The sequence below is a fragment of the Janthinobacterium darwini genome (genome assembly GCF_051380905.1).
In the GTDB taxonomy this organism is placed as follows: Bacteria; Pseudomonadota; Gammaproteobacteria; order Burkholderiales; family Burkholderiaceae_D; genus Janthinobacterium.
The window spans coordinates 1778976-1802301 of record NZ_JBNYXX010000001.1; the positions used below are offsets into that span (position 1 = coordinate 1778976).

19 protein-coding genes are annotated in these 23326 nt (G+C 60.5%); 6 read left to right on the top strand and 13 right to left on the bottom strand.

The features are described 5' to 3' along the window. Nucleotides 1-37: 37 nt before the first annotated feature. The 4 genes from ACQ4WZ_RS08295 to ACQ4WZ_RS08310 form a co-directional block, all read right to left on the bottom strand. On the bottom strand, nt 38-586 hold the full coding sequence (locus tag ACQ4WZ_RS08295) for a DUF2939 domain-containing protein (protein ID WP_436573085.1): 549 nt from the start codon (nt 584-586) through the stop codon (nt 38-40). 415 nt (nt 587-1001) lie between these two features. Further along, nucleotides 1002-1418: a type II toxin-antitoxin system HicB family antitoxin gene (locus tag ACQ4WZ_RS08300; RefSeq protein ID WP_133991272.1), complete on the bottom strand. Its 417-nt coding sequence runs from the start codon at nt 1416-1418 to the stop codon at nt 1002-1004. Between the two features lie 70 nt (nt 1419-1488). Next, nucleotides 1489-1665, bottom strand: a complete 177-nt coding sequence (locus tag ACQ4WZ_RS08305) for a type II toxin-antitoxin system HicA family toxin (protein ID WP_133991274.1) — start codon at nt 1663-1665, stop codon at nt 1489-1491. 1299 nt (nt 1666-2964) lie between these two features. Continuing rightward, nucleotides 2965-8931 (bottom strand): Ig-like domain-containing protein, encoded by a 5967-nt coding sequence (locus ACQ4WZ_RS08310; protein ID WP_436573086.1) that lies wholly within the window; start codon nt 8929-8931, stop codon nt 2965-2967. Nucleotides 8932-9845: 914 nt separating this feature from the next. Between ACQ4WZ_RS08310 and ACQ4WZ_RS08315 the strand changes: the two genes are divergently transcribed. From ACQ4WZ_RS08315 to ACQ4WZ_RS08330, 4 genes are all read left to right on the top strand, one after another. After that, nucleotides 9846-11444, top strand: a complete 1599-nt coding sequence (locus ACQ4WZ_RS08315; RefSeq protein WP_071077220.1) for an ABC-F family ATPase — start codon at nt 9846-9848, stop codon at nt 11442-11444. A 229-nt stretch (nt 11445-11673) separates the two neighbouring features. Further along, nucleotides 11674-12807, top strand: a complete 1134-nt coding sequence (gene nadA, locus ACQ4WZ_RS08320; protein ID WP_133991278.1) for a quinolinate synthase NadA — start codon at nt 11674-11676, stop codon at nt 12805-12807. Next, nucleotides 12804-13670, top strand: coding sequence for a carboxylating nicotinate-nucleotide diphosphorylase (nadC, locus tag ACQ4WZ_RS08325; RefSeq protein WP_436573087.1), 867 nt, complete (start codon nt 12804-12806; stop codon nt 13668-13670). Before nadA ends, nadC begins: the two co-directional genes overlap by 4 nt. Further along, a complete protein-coding gene (locus ACQ4WZ_RS08330) occupies nt 13670-14428 on the top strand; it encodes a substrate-binding periplasmic protein (RefSeq protein WP_133991282.1) in 759 nt (252 codons plus the stop codon). Before nadC ends, ACQ4WZ_RS08330 begins: the two co-directional genes overlap by 1 nt. Before the next feature lie 44 nt (nt 14429-14472). On the opposite strand, the gene ypfJ is transcribed toward ACQ4WZ_RS08330, so the two are convergent. After that, nucleotides 14473-15366, bottom strand: coding sequence for a KPN_02809 family neutral zinc metallopeptidase (gene ypfJ, locus ACQ4WZ_RS08335; RefSeq protein WP_436573088.1), 894 nt, complete (start codon nt 15364-15366; stop codon nt 14473-14475). A 154-nt stretch (nt 15367-15520) separates the two neighbouring features. Between ypfJ and ACQ4WZ_RS08340 the strand changes: the two genes are divergently transcribed. Continuing rightward, on the top strand, nt 15521-16414 hold the full coding sequence (locus ACQ4WZ_RS08340; RefSeq protein WP_436573089.1) for a GNAT family N-acetyltransferase: 894 nt from the start codon (nt 15521-15523) through the stop codon (nt 16412-16414). 22 nt (nt 16415-16436) lie between these two features. Here ACQ4WZ_RS08340 and ACQ4WZ_RS08345 read toward each other — a convergent pair whose 3' ends face one another. Beyond that, nucleotides 16437-17141, bottom strand: coding sequence for a DAPG hydrolase family protein (locus tag ACQ4WZ_RS08345; RefSeq protein ID WP_133991290.1), 705 nt, complete (start codon nt 17139-17141; stop codon nt 16437-16439). A gap of 107 nt (nt 17142-17248) precedes the next feature. Between ACQ4WZ_RS08345 and ACQ4WZ_RS08350 the strand changes: the two genes are divergently transcribed. Continuing rightward, nucleotides 17249-17923 (top strand): TetR/AcrR family transcriptional regulator, encoded by a 675-nt coding sequence (locus ACQ4WZ_RS08350; RefSeq protein ID WP_436573090.1) that lies wholly within the window; start codon nt 17249-17251, stop codon nt 17921-17923. Here ACQ4WZ_RS08350 and ACQ4WZ_RS08355 read toward each other — a convergent pair. The 7 genes from ACQ4WZ_RS08355 to ACQ4WZ_RS08385 form a co-directional block, all read right to left on the bottom strand. Next, a complete protein-coding gene (locus tag ACQ4WZ_RS08355) occupies nt 17886-18566 on the bottom strand; it encodes a DNA alkylation repair protein (protein WP_436573091.1) in 681 nt (226 codons plus the stop codon). The genes ACQ4WZ_RS08350 and ACQ4WZ_RS08355 overlap by 38 nt on opposite strands. 65 nt (nt 18567-18631) lie before the next feature. Further along, nucleotides 18632-19408, bottom strand: a complete 777-nt coding sequence (locus ACQ4WZ_RS08360; RefSeq protein ID WP_070218375.1) for a peptidylprolyl isomerase — start codon at nt 19406-19408, stop codon at nt 18632-18634. Between the two features lie 117 nt (nt 19409-19525). Next, nucleotides 19526-20305: a peptidylprolyl isomerase gene (locus ACQ4WZ_RS08365; protein ID WP_101481404.1), complete on the bottom strand. Its 780-nt coding sequence runs from the start codon at nt 20303-20305 to the stop codon at nt 19526-19528. 112 nt (nt 20306-20417) lie between these two features. Next, nucleotides 20418-20717 (bottom strand): BolA family protein, encoded by a 300-nt coding sequence (locus ACQ4WZ_RS08370; RefSeq protein WP_133991297.1) that lies wholly within the window; start codon nt 20715-20717, stop codon nt 20418-20420. Beyond that, nucleotides 20714-21343 (bottom strand): septation protein A, encoded by a 630-nt coding sequence (locus ACQ4WZ_RS08375; protein ID WP_101481402.1) that lies wholly within the window; start codon nt 21341-21343, stop codon nt 20714-20716. Before ACQ4WZ_RS08375 ends, ACQ4WZ_RS08370 begins: the two co-directional genes overlap by 4 nt. A 75-nt stretch (nt 21344-21418) precedes the next feature. Next, entirely contained in the window at nt 21419-21820 is a 402-nt protein-coding gene (gene msrB, locus ACQ4WZ_RS08380; RefSeq protein ID WP_070218372.1) for a peptide-methionine (R)-S-oxide reductase MsrB, read from the bottom strand. A 9-nt stretch (nt 21821-21829) separates the two neighbouring features. Further along, nucleotides 21830-23308, bottom strand: coding sequence for a protein adenylyltransferase SelO (locus tag ACQ4WZ_RS08385; RefSeq protein ID WP_436573092.1), 1479 nt, complete (start codon nt 23306-23308; stop codon nt 21830-21832). Nucleotides 23309-23326 lie beyond the last annotated feature (18 nt).

Here is a 23326-nt window from a genome sequence, read left to right on the forward strand (position 1 = left end):
GAGCGGGAGCCGCCAACAGGCTGCCGCACCTGCACCGCTAGCGGACCGCCATCGCCGACGCAATCTCGATCGAACTCAGTTTCCAGTCCCACACACCGTGGCGTTGCAAGACCAGCGCGCCGTTCTGGCCGCTGCCTTCCTTGGTCCGGACGACGAAGGTGTTGACGCCGGCATAGCCTGCGGTGTAACCGGCTTTTTTCTGCGCGCCATCGGCGGGCGCATCCGCATCGCCTTCTGCTCCCGCTTGCGGGCTGACGGCGCTCTTGTTGACCAGCGCCACGACACCGGCGGGCGAAACCATGGTGTCGACCATCTTGCCCAGCATGGCACCAGCGATCGACTGGCCCAGGGCGGCCAGCGGGTTGCCGCTGCCGGCAGTCGCCTCGATGCTGCGGGCCATGCTGGCCTCCAGCTGCGCCTTGACGCTGGCGCGCAGGGCGGGGAAGTCCACGTGTGTAGCCAGGGTTTCGGCATTGCGTTCGGCCAGGGCAGTCTTGATCTGGTGCAAGGCGTAGTAGGGCGAAGCGTAGGCGCCGGCGGCGAAGGCAATGACGGCCACGCTGGCGGCTATGGTGATTTTTTTCAAGTGATGCCTGCAAGGTGATGTGTGGAAAACGGATGCCACGCAGGGTATCCGCTAAATAGAACAGCTGCAATAGTATTTTCTTGCCATCAACTCCCTCCTGTTTTCCTCCGCATTGACTCAGCGTGCCCCTGCTGGACCACTATAGAGTGGAAGAGGGTGGGTGCTGTATTATGGGAGAAAAGTACCTAACTAGTTGTTTTAGCTGAATAGCTGGAACTTGTGACAGTACCCGGCCCGCGTTGGCTCTGCTCGCCTTGAATTTTCCGCTCACCACGCATTATTGTCGTGGGGGCGAAAGACGAAGCCACCCTTGAGGTGGTTTTTCTATTTTAGCTGTAAGCAGCTGGCAGCAGAGGTCACCCTCTGGCCGTCGGATTCGTGCAACACGACGCTGGCCGCATACTTCGTTGCACAGTTATGCCGCAACCACCTCAAGTTCTCGACCAAGTGCATGCATCGCGTTTTCGATAGCGTCGATCTTGGTTGTATGCGCCAGGTCGAGCAGTCGCGTTACCTCTTGGGGCTTCACGCCCAGGCGCCGGGCCAGCTCGACCGGTCTGATATCCTGTGCGGCCATTTCATTCAGCAGCAGTACCTTGGCGCTAACGCTGGCCGGCAGGCTAACAAGGCGCTCGCCAGGCAGCGCTGCTGATGGCGCCGGCGCGGCGCGGCGGTCCTCAAAGTAAAAATCCATTGCTGTGGCAAGGACAGAGCGGGCTTCGGCGAGCGCCTCGACTTCGTCGTCGCCCTGAGCGATCGCTTCTGGGATATCGCGGAACGTGACGACATAGCCGCCATCCGGATCTGGTGTAAAAGTTGCTGGATATTTCATGGTCGTCCTCAGATGAATGCTGATACTGCGGTGCGGCGAATCATGCTGCAAACCCCTTTCAGGGCTTGCCTCATTTCAGGTTTAGTTGTTTCTTGACTTCTTCAACAAGGCCTGTTTTCAGCTCCTTGCTTGGGTGCCTCGGGAGGATCGTCTGTTTGCCGTTTAGATAGACCTTCAGGTGGTTCGTGTCATCCTTGAAAGTCGCTCCGTTCTGCTTGAGCCACAGTACAAACTCACGCTGTTTCATTGCCCCATTGTTTTTTTGATGGCTAGAGTATAAGCAATTCTGCTTATTCTGGCAAACAATATAAGCAGAAATGTTTATTTATTCGCGTGGTCTGACCCGATGCACGCGCGCTCAGGCCGCCGCAGGTCAGTAAAGGGCGTGCATCATGAAGTAGGGAGTCCCCAAAAAACACTGCCAGTCGCCAATCCCGGCTGCTGCCGGCGTTAGAAGCGACACTTCAGTGCGCACGGGTCAAAAATCGGCTGATGAGTTTCGGAGCACCCGCCCGGAGATACTCAGTTGACGCCACACGTCGCGAGCAGGTTAGATTGTACCCAGCTGACACGTGTTGTAGGCGCGGCTTTTTGGCGCCGAACGCTGTAACCGGTAACTAAATTTCGCGGGTGATGCTCAAGTGATAGAGCGCGGGCCTTCCAAGTCGGCGACGCGGGTTCGAGGCCCGTCACCCCCTCCAGTTTCGAGAGGCCCAGACCGCGAGGTGGGGCCTAGTAGCCAATACGGTGGATAAAAGCCAAGAAAGTCCATCCCTCTCGATCATTGTTCGTCGCCTGCCGTATCACTGTGCTGGCGGCTTTTTTTTGAGTATCGAGAAGACAGAGCTTAGAAAACGGGCGAAGTTCACCGACGGATCATGGCCAGGAGGCTCCGCCGCAATTCATCGCGGCCCTGCTTGGCACGGGCGGTGACACAGGTTATGCTCGCAAACTTCGCACGGGAACGATTTTGCGACCGATTCCAAGCACCAGTCGCGGAACGTTGACTGTAAACCTTGCACGGTGATATCGGGCCGGTTCCGGTGGCGCCGCTGCCGGCGTTGCAGTCGATCTCTCCGGCAGGCTACTTTCTGACGCGGTGGCGCGAGATATTCAAGCCTTGATCGTGCAGACGGAGGAGGTTGCCGTGACGGGGGGGATGTGTCAGGCATTTGTGGGCGGCAACGGCATGTGGCCGTAGCGCCGGTGTTGGGCAGGCCGCGCGGGCTGTTATGTGAGGCGGACTTGGAAGCGGTGGTCAAGGGTTGCTATTGATTCATCTTCCGAAAATAGAAAAGGGTTACAGGCCGAAGCATGTAACCCTCTGGTTTTAATTCTAATTACTGGTGTTGTTGGCCGATGTCGAACTGACGACCTTCGCATGCAAATATGCTCCTCTACCAACAGAGCTCCAACGGCGAAGGCCCGCATGCTATAAAGAATGCTTGGTGCCAGGCTTGCGCATGGCCTGCGCCCCGCGCTCTCAATGGTTCATGCCAGAAGAAACACTCCGCCGTTGCAACGGAACGCTTTTCCGGCAAAGTATTTAGACAAAGAAGTTCCAGTCTTGTACCGCAATCTTGTGCACGTTCATTTCATCGAAAACGATAAAATTCTGCGCCACCTGCTCCAGGCTCATGCCTTTTTTCATCTTGTCGTCCCAGTAAACCAGACCGGCAGCATCGCTGTGGCGACCGAATATGCCCTGGTAAAGCAGCTCCAAATCATGCGCGCTGTTGCCATTGAACGGTGTGGGTCGCGTTACGTTGGCCTCCGCGCCACTGATCATGTCGATTGCGATCTTGCCCAGGCTGGCGCCATTCTTTTCCGCCGTGGCCCAGTATTCGATACCCAGGTAGTCGGCCTGGCGGCCCAGGACACTCTGGTACAGGCCGGCGATTGAGGTCAGCACGCCGCGATTTTCTACGGCCACCGTGACATCGCTGAATTTCAGGCTCTCCACGTTCAAAACCAGCGCGTGCTGCGTCGGTTGCGCCTTGGCGGTCACGATCAGGTAGCCGTCATGGGCATCCACCGTGTAGTCGGAACTGGCGCCGCTGAAAACTACTGTGTCTTTGTCCTGTCCGCCGTGCAGGATGGTGGTCATGCCGGCGTCCGCCGCAGCCAGCGCGGCCATAGCCCTGTCGCCGGCCGGCGCGGCCGACGGCGAATTGAACACCAGACTATCGTTGCCGCCTCCCGAGAAGACCGCGCCGCCGCTGGTAGCGGACACTGTGAATTGCTGGCTGGCGGCATCGCCCGTCAAAATCTGCCCCACGGTGTTGCCGACCACATTAGCACTGCCGACAATGGCGGCGAAATCCACCGCGTTTAGCACCAGCGTGCTGCCAGCGGCCAGATGGCTGGTGTCGATGACCAGCGCCGTATGCTGCCCATCGGTACTCGTGCCAGTGACCGTCAACGCGCCGCTCGGCGCTGTCGGCGTACTGGTCGGCACAATGGTCTGCACCAGCAGCGGCACGCTGGCGGCCAACTGGTTCAGGAAGGTTACGCCATTGCCCGTCAAGTGCCCTTGGTCGCTGGCAGGATGGCCGGGTGTAGCCGCCAGAATGGCCTGGATCAGGTGTTCGGCGGCGTTGCCGGCCGGCTCGCTGGCGCCGCCGCTGGTCGTCAAGCCGAAGCCTGGGGCTAACTGCGCCAGCAGCAGGTTATTCGCGCCCGCCGTCACCAGCGGGATGTCGGCAACATTGGTATTGCCGCTTGAATCGCTGCGGTCGTTGCTCACGATCGGAATGACAGTTTGCGTGCCCATACCGCCGCCCGGCAAGGTGACCGGCAACTGCGTCACTAGCACGCCGTCGATCTTGGTGGGCGGTGGAGCCGGTGGAATTGGTGGCGTCTCTATCGTCAGGGACAGTGTTGCTCCAGCCGGCGACTCGTTGCCGGCCAGGTCCAGCTGCCTGGCATTCAGGGTGTGCGCTCCCACCGCCAACGTGCTGCTGGTAATGCTCCAGTTGCCCGCGCCATCGGCGACGGCCGTGCCCAGTACGGTGGTGCCGTTCGTATCGTACAGCCTGACGGTGGCGTTTGCATCCGCGCTGCCTTTAATGAGCGGTGCGGAGATACTGGTGATGTTGTCGCCTACGGTGCCGCTGTCGCTAGCAGCAGCCAGCGTCGGCGCTGATGGCGCGGACGGCGCCTGCGTATCGATCGTCAGCACGAGGCCGGCGCCGATGGCGGACACGTTTCCGGTAAGGTCGGTCTGCTTCACGTGCAAGGTATGGACGCCGTCGACCAAGCTGGCCGAGACGATACTCCAGGCACCGCTGGCGTTGGTCGTGGCCGTGCCAAGTACGGTCGTTTTGTCGGTATCGTACAAGGTCACGCTAGAAAAGGCCTCGGCCGTGCCCGTGATGGTCGGCGTGGCGAACTTGGTGATGCCGTCGCCCGGTGTGCCGCTGTCGCTGGCGATGGCCAGCACGGGTGCAGCGGGTGCCGCAGCGTTGGTATCTATGACGACGGCCAACGCGCCGCTGGAAACCGAGACATTACCGGCGGCGTCGGTCTGCTTGACGGTCAGCGTATGGCTGCCCTCCTGTAGCGTGCTGCTGGTGATGCTCCAGTTACCCGAACCATCGGCCGTGCTCGCGCCGAGCACAGTGACGCCGTCTGTATCGTACAGCTTTACCGTGGCATTGGCCTCGCTGGTGCCCGTGAAGACAGGTGTAGTGTTGCTGGTGATGGCGTCGCTGTTCGAGGTACCCGTATCGGTGACGGCGCTCATGACAGGTGTGGAAGGCGCGGCGGCCGCCGTATGGTCCAGCGTGTAGCTCTGGCCTTGGTAGCCGCCGCCGATGATGCCGGTGGCGGAGCCGTTCGCGATGCCGGTGCCGCTGCCATTCAAGTCCAGTCGCAGGTTGCCGTCGCCGTTGATGCCGGTGACAGTCACCGTATAGGTGTCGCCGCTGCCGGTGACCGACGCGATAGTGCCTTCAGCCGTGCCGCTGCCGATCACGCTGAAGTCGCTGGCATCGACGCCGGTCACGGCCTGGCTAAAGGTGACCGTGTAGCTCAGCGACGCGGGTGCCGCCGGCACTGTGGCTGAGGCACCGCCGGCGCGCGCGATGGAGAGCACGCCGGGTGCATCGACGACGTCGATGGCGAAGAACTGGAGTGACTGGTTGCCGGCCGCGTCCGACGCCGCTATGTAAATATGGTAAGTGCCGGCCGCGAGACTCTGTGAGGCTACCAGTGAATTGCCCGAGACCGCGAACTTGCCGTTGTCGGCATCGATAACACCGTTGCCTGTAGCGAAAGCGTAAGAAAGGGCGGTGGTGTCGGTGGCCGACAGGGTGGCCAGGGTAGCGCCAACGGTTGCGCCCGACAAGGGTACCGAAGTCGTGCTCAGCGCCATGCCTGACGGTGCGACCGTGTCGAGGGTATAGCTGAAATTGCTCGAAGCGCCGGACACATTTCCCGCCGCATCAGTCTGTTTTGCGCTCAGCGTATGCGTGCCTTCGCTCAGCGCCGTGCTGGCGATGCTCCAGTTGCCCAAACCATCGGCTGTGCTCGTGCCGAGCACAGTGACCCCGTCTGTATCGTACAGCTTTACCTGGGCGTACGCTTCCCCTTGGCCGGTGTACGTTGGCGTGGCGACGTTGCTGATTCCGTCGCCGAGCACGCCGCTGTCGCTGCTGGTGCTTAGTGCCGGCGCCGTTGGCGCTAACGGCGCGCTGGTGTCCAGTGTATAGGCTTGGCCCGCCGAGAGGCTGACGTTGCCGGCGACGTCGACCACGCGCAGTAAAATGGTGCCACTGGCACCCAGGGTGACGCCGGTCCAGGCCAGCGACGTGCCGTTCACCATGGTGCTGAGGTTGATCCAGCTGGCGCCATTGTCCAGTGAGCCCTGCACCATCTCGCCGGCGGCCGGCGCCACGCTCAGCGTGGCCCTGATTGTTTGCGCCCCGACGCTGGTAATGAAATCGGTGGAGCCAGCGCCCGTGTCCTCCGACAGCGCCATCCCGCCGAACGTGGTGGCGGGCGCGGTCTTGTCGATGGTCAAGTTGAATGGCGCGCTAAGCGCGCTGTTGATGCTGCCGGTGGCTGAGGTGGTAATGGCATACACATTGTACTGGCCATCGGCCAAGCCGCTGGTGCTTAGGTTATTGACTGTCCAGACACCGGCGCTCATGGTGGCGGCAGCGGTGCTATCCGTGCCGGGATCGTAGCTGCCGTTGCCGTTTTTGTCGATAAACACCTGCACCGTGCTGCCGCTGTCGCCGGCCGCACCCGTGCCGCTGAAGGAGAGGAAGGCGCTGTTGGTGATGTTGTCACTGGAGCTGATGCCGCTGTCGGAAGCGGCCGCCAGGTCTGGCGCGCCAGGCGTCACAGGCGCCACTTTGACGGTGATGACGCGCGTGACGGTAGCGACGCCGTCGCTGACCTGCACCGTGAAGCTGTCGCTGCCGGCAAAACCAGCCGTCGGCGTATAGGTGATGACGCCGCCGGGCGTCACGTTGGCGCTGCCGGAACTCGCGCTGGCAGCGTTAAAGGTGAGCGTGCCGTGCGAGGGTGCCACGCTTTGCGACCAGGTCAATGTCTGGCCGCTGTCGCTGTCACTGACATGCAGCAAGGTGGCTAGGTCGATAGCCACGCCGTTCTGCGCGGCGTTCGCTGCAGTGATGGTGCCCGTGAACGCGGGCGCCGTATTCGGGACTTCCGAGTACGGCGTACCATAGCTGTAGGCCGTGCCGCTATACAGGTAATTGACGTCGTGGCTGTATTCATCATACGAGAGCGCGTAGCCGCCGTCGACGGCGGGTGCCAGCACCGGATGCCCTATCCACATTCCCGGCGTCGGCACGATGTTCGTATCGACCGGCCCGCTCAATGCGGTGCCGGTCTTGCTGAAAGTGTAGATATCGAGACCCGCGTTTTCCTCATTCGGCAAGGCGATCAGGATCTTGCCATTGCTCGCCTCCACCACAGCAAAGCGCGTGGAACCGTACATGTCGGTCGGGTCGGTGCTATCGATGGCGATGGTCTTGGCAAAATAGGTCTTCGGCGTGGTTGAGCCACCGCCCGGCACGCTGACGTTGTGCGTCAAGGTGTCGCCCGGGTTGATGGGCGTGCCGTCATTATTGAACAGCATCAGCTCATACGAGTGTGCTGGCGAGCCGCCAGAATAGGCGTTCAGACTAACGACCGCGAAGCCACCGTCCTTAAGCGCAATCGCATGCTGGCCACTGTTTTGGGAGACGTCGTAGGACCAGTTGAGGCGCTGGGTCGAGTAGCCAGAGGCGAAATTGACCGGCACGCCGGCGCTGGAGTATTTGAAGGCATATTCGCCGATCGGCGTGTAGGTAGGCGAACCGTAGGCGTACACGGAATCGGTGACGACGATGCTGCCGTCGGACAGCTGCATGATGGACGGCGTGCCACCGTTGCTGCTGGACACCGACCACAGGCGCACGTTCGTATCGGCGCCATTGCTGAAATTCGGGCCGGTGTTACCGCCGACAAGAGTCTCCTGCGTACGCGTGATGACGCCATTGTCATAGCCATACACCACCAGGCCCTCGGCATTGTTGGATTGGGCGGCAAAGGCAGCGGCAAAACCGCCATCGGCCAGCGCCGTCAGAGCAACGCCCGATCCTCCCACGCTGCTGAGCTGCTGGGCGCCGCCTTGCGGCACGCCCGCGTTGTCATAGATTTGGTAGTACAGCGCCTTGCTGCCGTTTAAGTCATGCGCGGCAGAGGTGTCGGCGCTCCAGCCAACAACGAAACCGCCGTTGACCAGCTTAGCGACAGAGGCGTTTATCACATAGTCACTGCCCGATACCGTCAGGTTCTGCACGATCTGGTTGGCGCCGTTGGCGACCACGATCTTGGCCGAATACTGCGGCGGCTCGCCATAGTAGGAATTATCACCGCCGATCTGCTGCAGGAAGACGTCGACATGGCCGCCATTGCTGAGTAGCGCAATGCCTTGATTACTGTTGTAGTTGCCAGGGACCGCCGGTGCCAGTGCCGTACCGGTGGCCAGCGTTTCGTGGAAGTTCTGCATCGCCTGCGCGTTGAATGGCAGTGCCGCTTCGATGTGGCCGACCTGCACTTCCAATATCCAGTTGCCGCCAAGGTTGGCCGCGCCCGTGACGTCGCTGGAAGCGGCGACATCGGCACCCGTCAGCGTGGCCAGCGATTGCACCAGCGCGGCGCCGGAGGTGCCGGCCCCCGTGCCGCAGCCGTACAGCAAGATATCGCCATCGGCGGCAAGCGCCTTGCCTATCGTTGCCAGGTCCGCCGCATGGGAAGCGATACTATCGTTGTTCAGCGCCAGGCTGCCCAGTTGTGCCATGCCCTCGGCGCCGTGCGAGACGACGTGGATGGCGCTGATGCCGCTGCGTCCGGCCAGCGCCGCGGCCATCTGACTCAAGCCATCCTGTCCGGCATCGAGTGTGACGACTTCGACATCGGGCGCCAGCTCGGCCAGCAAGCTGGCGGCATCCTTCACACGGCAGTCTATGAATAAAATAGAAGTTTGCGTAATCATATGTATACCGTCCAAAGGAAAAGAGTGAATAGCGATGTGTGAGTATCGGGCGCCTGGCGCTTGGTGAGAAATGCAATATTAAGATGATGGCGGGTCGGTATCGAACGTGGTACATCTTACATTAATTTATTTCCTTATTTCAACATATCGCATTAAAGCCGATATTGCCCCTGGCGCTACGGAGATGCCACCCACGTCTGCCGACGCCAACACCGCTTGCGTTTCAGTACTTAACTTGGCAATAGGGATAGTGGGTGCCGCCACGTCGAACCCGCAGGGGCGGCCTTAAAAGACCTGGTGGCGGCTCAGAATGTTGACCAATAGGAAATCGCCTGGGCGTCGACGGCAATCAGGCCGCAAGCGTCCTGGAGCCAGATGTGTGGTGAGATGGAAATCGCTTCAGCCATGTTTGGTTTTGTGCATCACTGGGCCAACCACAACATGGTTCGCCAGATCTACAGCGCACGCACCGAGATAGTGGTCATGGACCTATCTTTCCGCAGCGCCTGGAAACGCTAGCAGTTCTGCATCATTCCGGCCGCCAATTTTTCGAGTGCAACTGCGAAACCGGCAAGCCTGTGCACTGTCGCATCGAGCGCGCCGATGGTGGGCCGGTGGCCATCGCCGGGATATGGGGATATCGGCCGGCTGATCAGCTGCTGTCGTTTTCGATGCTGACGATTAACGGCGACGGGTACCCGCTGATGCAGCGCTTCCACAAGCCGACGATGAAAAGCGCATGGTGATGCTACTGGATACCGACCAGTACGCGAACTTGCGCGTTAGAAATCGTCGAATATACAGCCGTAAGTCATTGTTTTAGGGGGTGTTATACAGTGGTTCATGGTGGGTGCTGTATAATGGGAGAAAAGTACATAACTAGCTGTTTTAACTGAATAAAGACCTAATATCACATGCTTTCAACCGCAAATATTACGATGCAGTTTGGCGCCAAGCCATTGTTTGAGAATATCTCCGTCAAGTTCGGCGACGGCAACCGCTATGGTTTGATCGGCGCGAACGGCTGCGGCAAATCGACGTTCATGAAGATCCTGGGCGGCGACCTGGACCCGTCGGGCGGCAATGTCATGCTCGATACCAACGAACGCCTGGGCAAGCTGCGCCAGGACCAATTTGCCTTTGAAGACATGCGCGTCCTCGACGTGGTCATGATGGGCCACACGGAAATGTGGGCCGCCATCCAGCAACGCGACGCGATCTACGCGAATCCGGAAGCAACGGACGACGACTACATGCAGGCGGCCGATCTGGAAGGCAAAGTCTCCGAATACGACGGCTACACGGCCGAATCGCGCGCGGGCGAACTGCTGCTGGGCGCCGGTGTCGCCATCGAGCTGCATCAAGGCCCGATGAGCAATGTCTCGCCAGGCTGGAAGCTGCGCGTGCTGCTGGCGCAGGCGCTGTTCTCGAACCCGGACATCCTGCTGCTCGACGAGCCGACGAATAACCTGGATATCAACACGATTCGCTGGCTGGAAGACGTGCTCAACGAGCGCAATTCCACCATGATCATCATTTCCCATGATCGCCACTTCCTGAATCAGGTGTGCACCCACGTGGCCGATATGGACTACGGCACCCTGAAGATTTATCCAGGCAACTACGACGAATACATGTTCGCTTCGACCCAGGCGCGCAACCAGCAGCTGGCCAACAATGCGAAAGCGAAAGACAAGGTTGCCGAGCTGCAGGAATTCGTGCGCCGCTTCGCCGCGAACAAATCGAAGGCCCGCCAGGCCACGTCGCGCGCCAAGCAGATCGAAAAGATCAAGGTCGACGACATCAAGCCATCGTCGCGTGCCTATCCCTTCGTGCGTTTCGACGGCGAAAAGAAATTGCACCGCCTGGCCGTGGAAGTCGAGAATATCTCGAAAGGCTTTGACCGCCAGCTGTTCAAGAATTTCAGCATCATGGTGGAAGCGGGCGAGCGCATCGCCATCATCGGCGCCAACGGCGCCGGCAAGACCACCATGCTGCGCTGCATCGCTGGCGACATCGCCGGCTTGCAGCCTGATCAGGGCCGCGTGAAGTGGGCGGAAAACGCCAACGTGGGTTACATGCCGCAAGACCCGACGGAAGATTTTGCCAAGGACACGAACCTGACCGACTGGATCGGCCAGTGGACGAAAGAGGGCGATGACGACCAGGCCGTGCGTTCCATCCTGGGCCGCTTGCTGTTCGGCGGCGACGATGTAAAAAAGGCCGTCAAGGTACTGTCCGGTGGTGAAAAGGGCCGCATGATGTACGGCAAGCTGATGCTGGGCCGCCACAACGTGCTGATGCTCGATGAACCGACCAACCACATGGACATGGAATCGATCGAGTCCTTGAACATCGCGCTGGAAAAATACGCAGGCACCCTGATCTTCGTGTCGCATGACCGCGAATTTGTGTCCTCGCTGGCCAATCGCATCATCGAGATCAAGGAAGATGAAGTGGTCGACTACCGCGGCAACTATGAGGATTACCTCAGAAGCCAAGGGATTGATTAATTATGTAGGGTAACGTTGCGTCGGATTACGCGCTGTGCGCTAATCCGACCTACGTCAGGGTGAGTTGCCCGGGTTGGTCGCGTAGGTCGCGTAGGTCGGATTAGCGCAGCGTAATCCGACATTACAACGCCTGCCACCAGCACACACCGACGCGCCGCGGTTTTTTCGTTCCGGCGCACCAGCTTCATTGCGTTTGTGCCGGTCTATCCCGTTTTTGTTTGACACAGCCATGCAAACTTTAGCCATCAAATCCGTCGAGTATGAACACCCACAAGACGGAGCCAGCTGCACTGCCCACGCCTGGGCACGCACGCCAGCGACGCCATCCCCGGCTGAAAAAGCCGAACTGATCACGCGCATCAAGCGCCTGCTGATCGAGCGCGAAGCCGTGCTCGTTGCCCACTACTACGTTGATGCCGACCTGCAAGATCTGGCCGAAGCCACGGGGGGCTGCGTCTCCGATTCCCTGGAAATGGCCCGCTTCGGGCGCGACCATCCGGCCAAGACTCTGGTCGTGGCCGGCGTGCGCTTCATGGGCGAAACGGCAAAAATCCTCAGTCCCGAGAAAACCGTGCTGATGCCCGACCTCGACGCGACCTGTTCGCTCGATCTCGGTTGCCCGGTGGACGAATTCACGGCCTTCTGCGACGCCCATCCGGACCGTACCGTGGTGGTCTACGCCAACACCAGCGCCGCGGTCAAGGCGCGCGCGGACTGGATGGTGACGTCATCCATCGGCCTCGACATCGTTGCCCACCTGCATGCGCAGGGCAAGAAAATCCTGTGGGCGCCCGATAAGCACCTGGGTTCGTATATCCAGAAGGAAACGGGCGCCGACATGCTGCTGTGGCAGGGTAGCTGCCTGGTGCACGACGAATTCAAGGGCATCGAACTCGATTTGCTCAAGGAAGAGTATCCGCAGGCCAAGGTGCTCGTGCATCCGGAGTCGCCCGCGAACGTGGTGGCGCTGGCCGACATGGTCGGTTCGACGTCGCAAATGATTGCGGCAGCGCAAACCATGGATACGGATACCTTCATCGTCGCCACCGACAACGGCATCTTGCACAAGATGCGCGCGGCCGCTCCGGGCAAGCGCTTCATCGAAGCGCCCACGGCCGGCAACAGCGCCACGTGCAAGAGCTGCGCGCACTGTCCGTGGATGGCCATGAATGGCTTGCTGAACCTGGCGGAAACGCTGGAAAACATGCACAACGAAATCCACGTCGATCCCGCCGTCGGCCAGCTGGCCGTGCGCTCGATCAATCGCATGCTGGACTTCGCCGCCGCCAAGAAGGCGGGCCTCAAGCCAGGCGCGGACCTGGCAAAAGAAACCACATTGTTCCAAGGAATCGGTCCAGCATGAGTACCCTCGTTAATTCTTTCGCCCCCTTCGATCCGGCCCTGGCGCGCGCGTTCGAAGGCAATTTGCTGGCCGCCTTGCTGGAAGACGTGGGCCAGTGCGATCTGACGGGCGAACTGGTGCCGCCCGACCATATCGTCACGGCCAGAGTCATCGTGCGCGAAGCGGCCGTGCTGTGCGGCGCGCCGTGGTTCGAAGGCATCATGAAAAGCCTGGACCGCAGCATCGATATCGTCTGGCATTACGCCGAAGGCGACATGATGACGGCCGACAGCGTCGTCTGCACGATCCAGGCGCCCGCACGCGCCTTGCTCACGGCCGAGCGCAGCGCCCTCAATTTCCTGCAACTGCTGTCGGCGGTCGCCACGGCCACGCGCCAATATGTCGATGTGGTCGCCGGCACCAGGGCCGCCATCCTGGACACACGCAAGACCATGCCCGGTCTGCGCCTGGCGCAAAAGTATGCGGTACGCGTCGGCGGCGGCAAGAACCAGCGCCTGGCCCTGTACGATGGCATCCTGATCAAGGAAAACCATATCGCGGCCGCAGGTGGCGTCAGCCAGGCCCTGGAAAACGCGCGCAACCTCGACGCTGGCGTGCCCGTGCAGATCGAGGTGGAAACCCTGGCGCAATTGCAGGAAGCGCTGGACGCGGGCGCCGTCTCCGTCTTGCTCGATAACTTCAGCAACGACATGATGCGCGAAGCCGTGGCCTTGACGAATGGCCGCGCCTTGCTGGAAGCGTCGGGCGGCATCAATGTCGATACCGTGCGTGCTATCGCCGAAACGGGCGTGGACCGTATCTCGATTGGCAGCCTGACCAAGGATGTGCGGGCTACCGATTACTCCTTGCGCATCGTCGGCTGATGAACAGAGCAGGGCGGCGCTTGCTTGCCCTGGCGCTGCTGTGGCCGGCATTCACCTTGCCACTGCAGGCGCGCGAGCTGCTGGCCGTGGGCGCGCAGTTCGCGCGCGTGTTCGAATACCAGGAGAGTGGCGAGTATGACGGACTGGGCGTGGAACTGCTGCGCCTGATGGCGGCGCGCACCGGTAACACCGTGCGTTTTCGCATGGTGCCGTGGGCGCGCGCGCAAGCCATGCTGGTGCAGGGCCAGGCCGATATCCTGATCGGTCCCTACAAGACGCCCGAGCGCATCGCCAGCATGGGTTTTTCCGACAAGCCGTTTTACCAGGACCAGATGGTCTTTTATACGCGCCAGGACGCCAGCTTTGGCTGGGATGGTGATGACGCGGTGCTCAAGAGCCGCAGAGTAGTGCTGCTGAACGGTTGGGCGTATGGTGCGGACTGGGAGCGCATGCGGCCAGGCTTGCAGGTCAGCGTGGCCAACAATGTGGAAAATGGATTGAAGATGCTGGTGCACAATCACGTGGACGTGTTCGTCAGCAACCGCCGCAATACCGACCCAGTGATCGCCCGCCTGGGCTATGGCCGCCAGGTAAAACCTTTACCCAAAGTCATCGAAGTACAAAACGGCTATTTCGTCTTCCCCCGTTCGCCTGCCTTTGACAAGCTGCGCCTGCAGTTTGATCAGGAATTGAATAAGCTGATCGAGACGGGCGAACTGAAACGGCTGGGCAAGCGCTACGACGTTAGCGTGCCCTGATAGATGCGCATGCCGTCCCGCAGGGCGGCATGCGTGGATTTCATTTACAGTTGACGCGCCTCAAACGTGTTGCACTGGGAAATCTGGCCGCCCTCGATGCCCTTGCTGAACCAGCGCACGCGCTGTTCCGAGGTGCCGTGCGTAAACGAGTCAGGCACGACATGGCCTTGCGACTGGCGCTGCAAGGCATCGTCGCCGATGGCCGTGGCCGCTTTCAGGGCCGCTTCCACGTCGCCCTGTTCCAGGATTTTGCGGTCCTGGTTCGCGTGGAATGCCCACACGCCGGCAAAGCAGTCGGCCTGCAATTCCAGGCGGACGGACATGGCATTGGCCTGGCGCTCCGATTGTGTGCGGCGCGCATTGTCTACCTTTTCGGATAAGCCCAGCAGGTTCTGTACGTGGTGGCCCACTTCATGGGCGATCACATAGGCTTCGGCAAATTCGCCCGAGACCTTGAAGCGCTGCTGCATCAGCTTAAAGAAGTCGAGGTCCAGGTAGACTTTCTGGTCGCCGGGGCAATAGAAGGGGCCGCTGGCGCTCTGGCCCGTGCCGCAGGCTGTGGGGATGCTGCCCGAAAACAACACCAGCTTCGGCTTCACGTAGCTGCCGCCTTCGGCCTTGAACAGGGCGCCCCAGGTGTCTTCCGTATCGGCCAGCACGGTTTTCACGAAACGGGCCATGTCGTCCGATTCGGGCGGCTGGCGCGCGGGCGCCTGGCTTTGCTGGGTGCTGATCTGGCCGCCACCGCCGCTGAGCAGGTTGAGCAAGGTCAGGGGGTTGACACCCAGCACATACGAGCCGACGAGGGCGATGACGATGGTGCCGATGCCGATAGAACGCCCGCCAAAGCCGAAGCCACCCCCACCGCCGCCCCCGCCGCCATCTTCGCCACGGCGATCTTCCACATTGTCGCTTTCGCGATTGCCTTCCCATTTCATGATCTTTACTCCTGCTGCGATTGTGCGATTGATTGGTGACGCCTGAATATAGTTCGTGCGACGAATCTTGTTATTATCGCAGTAAATTGCGCCGCGACAGGGGCGACAATGTTACCCTTTGCAACTTTCCACCCATTCCATAACAGGTATACGCATGGCGCTTGCCAACGATACACGCATTTCTCCCGTCGCGGTGGTCCAGGCCGAACTGGACGCCTACAATGCCCACGATGTGGCGGCCTTGCTGGCGATCTATGCCGATGACGCACAGCAATTCCAGCACCCGGCTACCTTGCTGGCCCAAGGTGGCGCGCAGATCGGCCCCCGTTTCGCAGCCCGATTCGCGGCCAGCAAACCGCGGGCGCAGTTGCTCAACCGTATCGCTTGCGGCAAGCTGGTGATCGACCATGAAATCGTCCATGGCGACACGCCAGACGGTGTTTCCGCGCAGGAACTGGTGGCGACATATGAGGTGGAGCAGGGACGTATCGCGCGTGCCTGGTTCAGCTTTGGCGCCCTGACCAGCTTGCGCGTGGCGCTGCCGTCCGACGTGCCCGCCATGAATGCGCTGATCGCCCGTTCCGGCGTGGTGCTGAGCGCGGGGTTTTACAGTGAAGAGCAGGCCGAAGCCGTGACGCGCCATGTGTTCGGCGTCGATACGCAGCTCGTTGCCGACCGGACGTATTTCGTGATCGAGCGCGGCGGTGCCATCCTGGCCTGTGGCGGCTGGAGCCAGCGCGCCACCCTGTACGGCGCCGACCGCGCGAAGAGCGGACCGGACCCGCTGCTCGACCCGGCCTGCCAGCCGGGCCGCATCCGCGCCTTCTTTGTCGAGCCGGCTAGTGCGCGCCAGGGCCTGGGCAGCATGCTGATGCGTTATTGCGAACGGCAGGCGCTGGCCGCTGGTTTCACTGCGCTGGAACTGGCCGCCACCTTGCCCGGGGTGCCGCTGTACCTGGCCAGCGGCTTCTCCGTCACGGAAGATTTCTACCTCGACTTGCCTGGTGACATCAAACTGCCGCTGGCGCGCATGCACAAGCGGCTGTAAGGGGCGCCTTGGCTGCAAGGTTTTACCAGGGCAACGGCGCCTTCTCTCCGTTGGCATGCTCGCCGTAATACAGCGAGGGCAGGAAGCGCGACAGATAGGTAAATTCGCTGTAGCAATGGCGCAGCAAATTCAGGCCCAGTACGTCGGGCACGTCGCGCACGGGATCGAGGCTGTTACGGCCCAGCAGGAAGCGGCTGCGCAGCACGCAGCCCGTGGGCGTGTCGCGTGTCAAATGCAGCATTTCGCCGTCGAGCGGGTCGCCCTGCGGGTCCAGCTGCACATGCTCGCCAAAGCCGATGCGCGCGCAGATGGCGGCCGACAGGGCACCGCTATCTCTGGCCAGTTGCAATTGCAGCGGATCAAACACGTCTTTTGGATCATGGAACTTCAGCTTGGCTTTCACGGGCGGAATGTCGCCCAGGGATTCCACCGCCTCGATCGAGGCGCCGTAGTAACTCTCTCCTTTTTTCCACGCGCTGTTCCAGCCATGGTGCGCCACGTGATCGTGCGGGTGCCACCACTTGATGTGCTGCGTCGTCTCGAAAAACGTAAACCACCAGTCCAGCATGCGCCCGCTGCAGCCGTGCAGTTCCGTGCGCGCGGCCACCAGCAGGCAGCCATCGTCCAGGCGCGTGATGCCCGTTTCCAGATGCAGGGGAAACGGGTCGAGCAAGTCGCCCGTCGTAGTGATGCTCCATGGGAATTCAATATGCGCGTTGTTCGTCATGTCGTTCTCCTTTGTTAGGGTGAGACAATTATATATTAAAGAAACGCTCTACGTTTCTTAAATATGTTTCGGTGTAGAATTGCCCATCGATCAAGACTGGAGCTGGCATGCAGGAAGAAGAAGGCAAGGCCATGCGTGGACGGGGCCGTCCGGCGCGCCCACCCGAGGAAGCACGCGAGGCGGCCGTGCAGGCGGCCACCTGGCTGCTGTTGCACGAAGGTTATGCGGCCACGACCATGGAGGCGGTGGCGCGCCACGCGGGCATGGCAAAGAAATCGCTGTACCAATATGCGGCCAACCGCGAAGAGCTGGTGGCGCTGGTGGTGCGCGGCTGGACGGACGCCTTCCTGCCGGCCATGGCGCACGACGCAGCCGCGCCCGGCGAGGTCTTGCCGCTATTGAGGGAAATATTGCAGGCGATGGCGGCGCGCGTGTTGACGGCGGATGCCGTGGGCCTGTTCCGCCTGCTGTGCACGGACTTTCCCGCCCGCACGGATTTACTGGCTGTGTATCAGCGCAATGGCATCGAGCGGGGCACGGCCCTGCTGGCCGAGTGGCTGCAGCGCCAGGCCGCGCGCGGCTACGTGGTGACCGGCAATGCGCCGGAACTGGCCGGCCTGCTGCTGGCCATGGTGATCGCCGAGCCGTTGCGGCAGATGGCGCTGGGCTTGCTGGCGCCCGTGCCGGCCTGGGATGCCGCGCCGCGCATCGATGCGGCGCTGCGATTGCTTGTTGGGCAGGCGTTCAAGGTGGCTGGTGCTTCAGCGCTTCGCGGTAGCTGAGCGGTGATAGCAGCTGGCGGTGCGCGTTGGCAAACGCCGTCACGGCCTCGGGCGCGTGGCGCGCGTAATCGCGCAAGGCCCAGCCGATGGCCTTGCGGATGAAAAACTCGTCCTCATGGGCCAGCGCCAGGGCCGCGTCGAACAGCCAGCCGGCATCCGTATCGCCACGCCAGCCCAGCTGGTGCAGCAGGGCGATGCGGCGCAGCCAGAAGTCTTCGTGGTGCAAGGCCGGGACCATATGCGCATGGACATCGCCGCCATGCCGCAGTTCCGCCTGCAGCACGTCGCCGACGATGCCGGCCATCCCGTCGACGCTATCCCACCACGCCCCCTGGCGTGCCAGTGCCAGCAGGGCGGGGATGTGCCCGATGCCCAGCTGGCGTCGGTGCAGACCCAGCATGTCGAGCGCCACGTGCTGGTATTCGCGCTCTGGCTGTTGCCACAGCAGTTGTGCATGTTCCAGCAAGGCATCGGCTCCCACGCCTTTCAAGCCCGCGAGCAAGTCCCTGGCTGCCAGCCGCCGCTGCGGCGCGGCCACGCCCAGGAAAATGAACTGGCCGCGCATATAGGCCTGCATGGGCGCGGCACGAGCCGGGTCGGCGGCCGTTTCCAGCGCGGCCTTCAGTTCTGCATGTAGATCCATTGCAACTCGCTTTTTTCAAGCGTAAAAAAAGCGCTCCGTGGAGCGCCTTTCATGCTCATCCAATATTATTGGATTTTTGCCTTCTTCATCAACTCGTCGCGGTAGGCTGCAAGTTTCTTCTGTTGCAGCGACTCCGCCACTTGACCCTTGACTTCTTCCAGTGCCGGCAGCTTCGTCGGACGGGTTTCTTCCAGTTTGATCACGTGGAAGCCGAATTGCGATTGCACTGGCGTTTGCGTGATCTGGCCTGGTTTCAGGGCAACCATGGCGTCGGAGAATGGCTTCACGTACGACGCTGGGCTAGCCCAGTCCAGGTCGCCGCCATTGGCTGCGGAACCGTCTTTCGATACTTTCGCCAGTTCTTCGAACTTGGCGCCGCCTTTCAGCTTGGCGATGATGTCTTTCGCTTCGGCTTCGGTGGCCACCAGGATGTGGCGTGCATGGTATTCCTTGTCGCCGGCTTGCGCCTTGAACTTGTCGTACTCGGCCTTGATTTCAGCGTCCTTGACAGGGTTTTTCTTGACGTAGTCGGCCAGCAGGGCATTGATGATGATGCTTTGACGGGCATTGTCGATCTGCGACTTGACTTCCGGACGTGTGCCGTAGCCTTGCTTGTCGGCTTCCTGGATCAGCACTTCACGGCCGATCAGGTCTTTCTTGATGGCTTCGCGCAATTGCGGCGAATCGGCTTGCTTGCCTTGGGCGACGACTTGCTTGACGACCTGGTCAACGCGCGACGATGGGATGGCCTTGCCATTCACGGTGGCGACGTTTTGCGCGAACGCAGGGATCGCTACAACGGCGACCAGGGCTAAGATCAGGCGGGCTGGCTTCAAAATCATGTTCATTCCTAATAAGTATACAAAAAACTGGTACAAAAGATCGCGACTGCCATGCAGTGCACATTCAGGCGCAGAATACACGACCGGCGCCGAAAAGGGCGCCGGGGAGGTCAGTTCTTACTGAACTTTTGCTTTTTTGACCATTTCTTCCTGATATGCTTGCAGTTTCTTTTGCTGCAGCGCTTCGGCGATCTGTGGCTTGACTTCTTCCAGGGTTGGCAGTTTTGCCGCGCGGGTGTCGTCCAGCTTGATCACGTGGAAACCGTTAGGCGTTTGCACCGGGGTGTCGGTGACCTGGCCTTTTTGCAGTTTCACGAAGGCGTCGGAGAAGACTTTCGGGAAGGACGATGGCGCTGCCCAGTCCAGGTCGCCGCCATTGTCGGCCGAGCCGGCATCTTTCGATTGCTTGGCCAGATCTTCAAATTTGGCGCCGCCTTTCAGCTTGGCGATGATGTCTTTCGCTTCAGCTTCGGTGCCCACCAGGATATGGCGCACGTGGTATTCCTTGTCGCCGGTCTGGGCTACGAACTTGTCATATTCCGCCTTGATTTCAGCGTCGTTGACAGGGTTCTTTTTCAGGTAGTCGCCGACCAGGGCATTGATGACGATGGCCTGGCGTGCGTTCTCGATTTGTTGCTTGACTGCTGCATCTTTACCGAAACCTTTGTTTTCCGCTTCTTGCATCAGCACTTCACGGCCGATCAAGTCCTTCTTGATCATTTCGCGCAATTGCGGCGAATCCGGTTGCTGGCCTTGGGCGACGACTTGCTTGACGACTGCATCAACGCGCGACGATGGGATAGGCTTGCCATTAACAACGGCAACATTTTGCGCAAAAACAGGTACCGCGACAACGGCGAGTAGTGCAATCAGCAAGCGGGCTGGCTTAAAAGTCATTATTAAATCCTGTTAGGGAAAGTTTCGTAAAAAACGCATGGAAAGAAAACGCGTGCATGGCGCTTGCGGCAAGCGGCATACCAAGTTGCCCCGGTACGCCAAAACGCCATCCTTACACTACTTCGGACGGCGCCAGAGCCACAATCGCCAATGCATGTATCTCATTATGCATCATATCGTGCACGGAATCATACACCAGTCGATGGCGCATGACGAGCCTGAGCCCCTCAAATTGACTAGAAATAATGCGTAGATTGTAGTGGCCTCCGCCAGAGGCGGCGCCCGCATGGCCCCGGTGACGCGCCGAGTCGTCTTCCAGCACGCATTCCAGAGGAGAAAGTGCCGTTTCCAGGCGGGTACGAATGCGTTCCATGCGCGTTTCCGGCGCAGCGTTGAGAATGGTGGTATTCATGCGTCTTCCTTGATATGTTTGGCCAGGAACAGGGTTTGCGCCACGATGAAGGCAAAGAAAATGCCCGTCGCGCCAAACGCTTTAAAGCTGACCCAGGCGGCCATGTCGCCCTTGTAGAGCACGAAGGCCACGAACAGGTTCAGTGCGCCGATGACGCCAAAGAAGATGATCCAGGCGGCCAGCAACTGGTTCCAGACGGCATCGGGCAGTTGCACTTGCGCTTCCATGGTTTTGCGGATCAGGTTTTTCTTGAAACCCACATGGGCAATCAGCAGGGCCAGGCCGGACAGCCAGTAGATCAGGGTCGGCTTCCATTTCAGGAAGAAATCGTCATGCAGGTAAATGCTGGCGCCGCCGAACACCACAAAGATGAACAGCGACAGCCACAGCATGCCGTCGACCTTGCGGCCGCGCAACAGCAGATAGCTGACCTGGCAGGCGGTGGCGACGATGCCGACCAGGGTGGCGAGTATCCACGGCGCCTGGTCTGCCTTGATCAGGCCGCCAGACACGAAGCCGGACAAATATTGCTGCACGAAATCGTGCGTGGCCGCTTCATACATGCCGCCCAGCTTGAAGGCGGCAAAGAAGGCGATCAGGGGGAATAGGTCGAATAGAAATTTCATGGCGAGACTTTACACTGGTCTTATTAGAATCATCTTAGGAATGGCTTAGGAGCAACGCCCAAGCCATCGCCGCCATCAAGGCTGCGGATCGAAGCGCAGGGAAGCTGAATTGATGCAATAGCGCAAGCCGGTCGGCGGTGGGCCATCCGGAAAGACGTGGCCCAGGTGGGCGTCGCAGACGGCGCAGACGATTTCCGTGCGCACCATGCCGTGGCTGCGGTCGACAATCTCCGTCACGTTGGCCGGGTCCAGGGCCTGGAAATAGCTGGGCCAGCCGCAACCCGAATCGAACTTCGTATCCGAAGCGAACAGGGGCGTGTTGCAGCAGACGCAGGTATAGATGCCGTGTTCATGGTGGTCCCAGAACTTGCCTGTGAAGGCGCGTTCCGTGGCCGCGTGGCGCGTGACTTCGTATTGCATCGAGTCGAGCATGGCGCGCCATTCGGCGTCGGTTTTTTTGACTTTATTGGTGGTCATAATGACTCCTCAGGATGAGCAACTGACTTCAAGGTGGCTGGCCCAGTCGGGCGGCAGGGCCGCATAGTGCTGGTGTTCGGGCTGTTCGTCAAATGGCTTTTGCAATATTTCCAGTAATTTTGTCACTTCCGTATAGTCCTGCTGCTGGGCTTTTTCGATGGCGACTTGCGCCAGGTAATTGCGCAGCACGTATTTCGGGTTGATCTTGTTCATGGCGGCCTGGCGCTGCGCATCGACGCTATTTTCTTGCAACAGGCGCGCGCGGTAACTAACTGCCCAGGCATCGAAGGCAGGGCGGTCGATGAACATGTCGCGCAGTGCCGTGTCATGCTCGGGGCTGGCCACTTGCAAGGTCGACAGGGCGCGGAAGAAGTTGGTGAAATCCACGTGATTGGCTTGCATCAGCGCAAACATGCTGTCGAACAGCGCCGTATCTTCCTCTTGCACGGTGCGCAAGCCCAGCTTGGCGCGCAGCAAGGCATTCATCTTGTCCGCAAAGGCGCCCTGGTAGCTGTCCAGCGCTGCCTGCGCCGAGTCCACTTCGCCGATCAGCGGCAGCAGCGCCTGGCCCAGCGCATAGCAGTTCCAGTGGCCCACCTGCGGCTGGTTGGCGTAGGAATAGCGACCTTGCTGGTCCGTATGGTTGCAGATGTGCTCGGCGTCAAACGCTTCCATGAAGCCGAAGGGGCCGTAATCGAGGGTCAGGCCCAAAATCGACATATTGTCCGTATTCATCACGCCATGCATGAAGCCCACGGCCTGCCATTGCGCGATCATGTGCGCCGTGCGCACGCACACTTCAGCCAGCAAAGCTTGATAGGGATTTGATGCGGCGCGCAAATGGGGATAAAAGCCATCGATGACGTAATCGGCGAGGATTTTCAGCTCGTCCGTTTTTTTTCGGTAAAACCAATGTTCGAAAGAGCCGAAGCGCACAAAACTGGGCGCCATGCGCGTCACGACGGCCGCCGTTTCCACCGTTTCGCGCATGATGCCTTGCTGCGAACCCATGATGGACAGCGCGCGCGAGGTGGGAATGCCCAGCGCCGCCATGGCTTCCGAGCAGAGGAATTCACGGATGGACGAGCGCAGCACGGCGCGTCCGTCGCCCATGCGCGAATACGGCGTGGCGCCGGCGCCTTTCAATTGCAGCTCCATCGGGCCGCTTTCTGTCGCGATATCGCCCAGCAAGATGGCGCGGCCATCACCCAGCTGGCCGGCCCAGACGCCGAACTGGTGGCCCGAATACACGGCCGACAGGGGCAGCGAACGCTCGGCCACGGTATTGCCAATCAGCAACTCCACATAGCCGGGTTCGGCCAGGCGCGCGGCATCGAGGCCGACCAGGCTTGCTGCCGGCGCGCTGGCGGCCACGAAATACGGGGCGGGCAGGGGCGTGGGCATCAAGCGCGTATAGAACGCGGGCGGCAAGGCGGCAAAGGCATTGTCCAGTGGTAAGGTAGGAGCGGTGATGGCGATTCCATTCAAAAATAAGATATGGCGGCA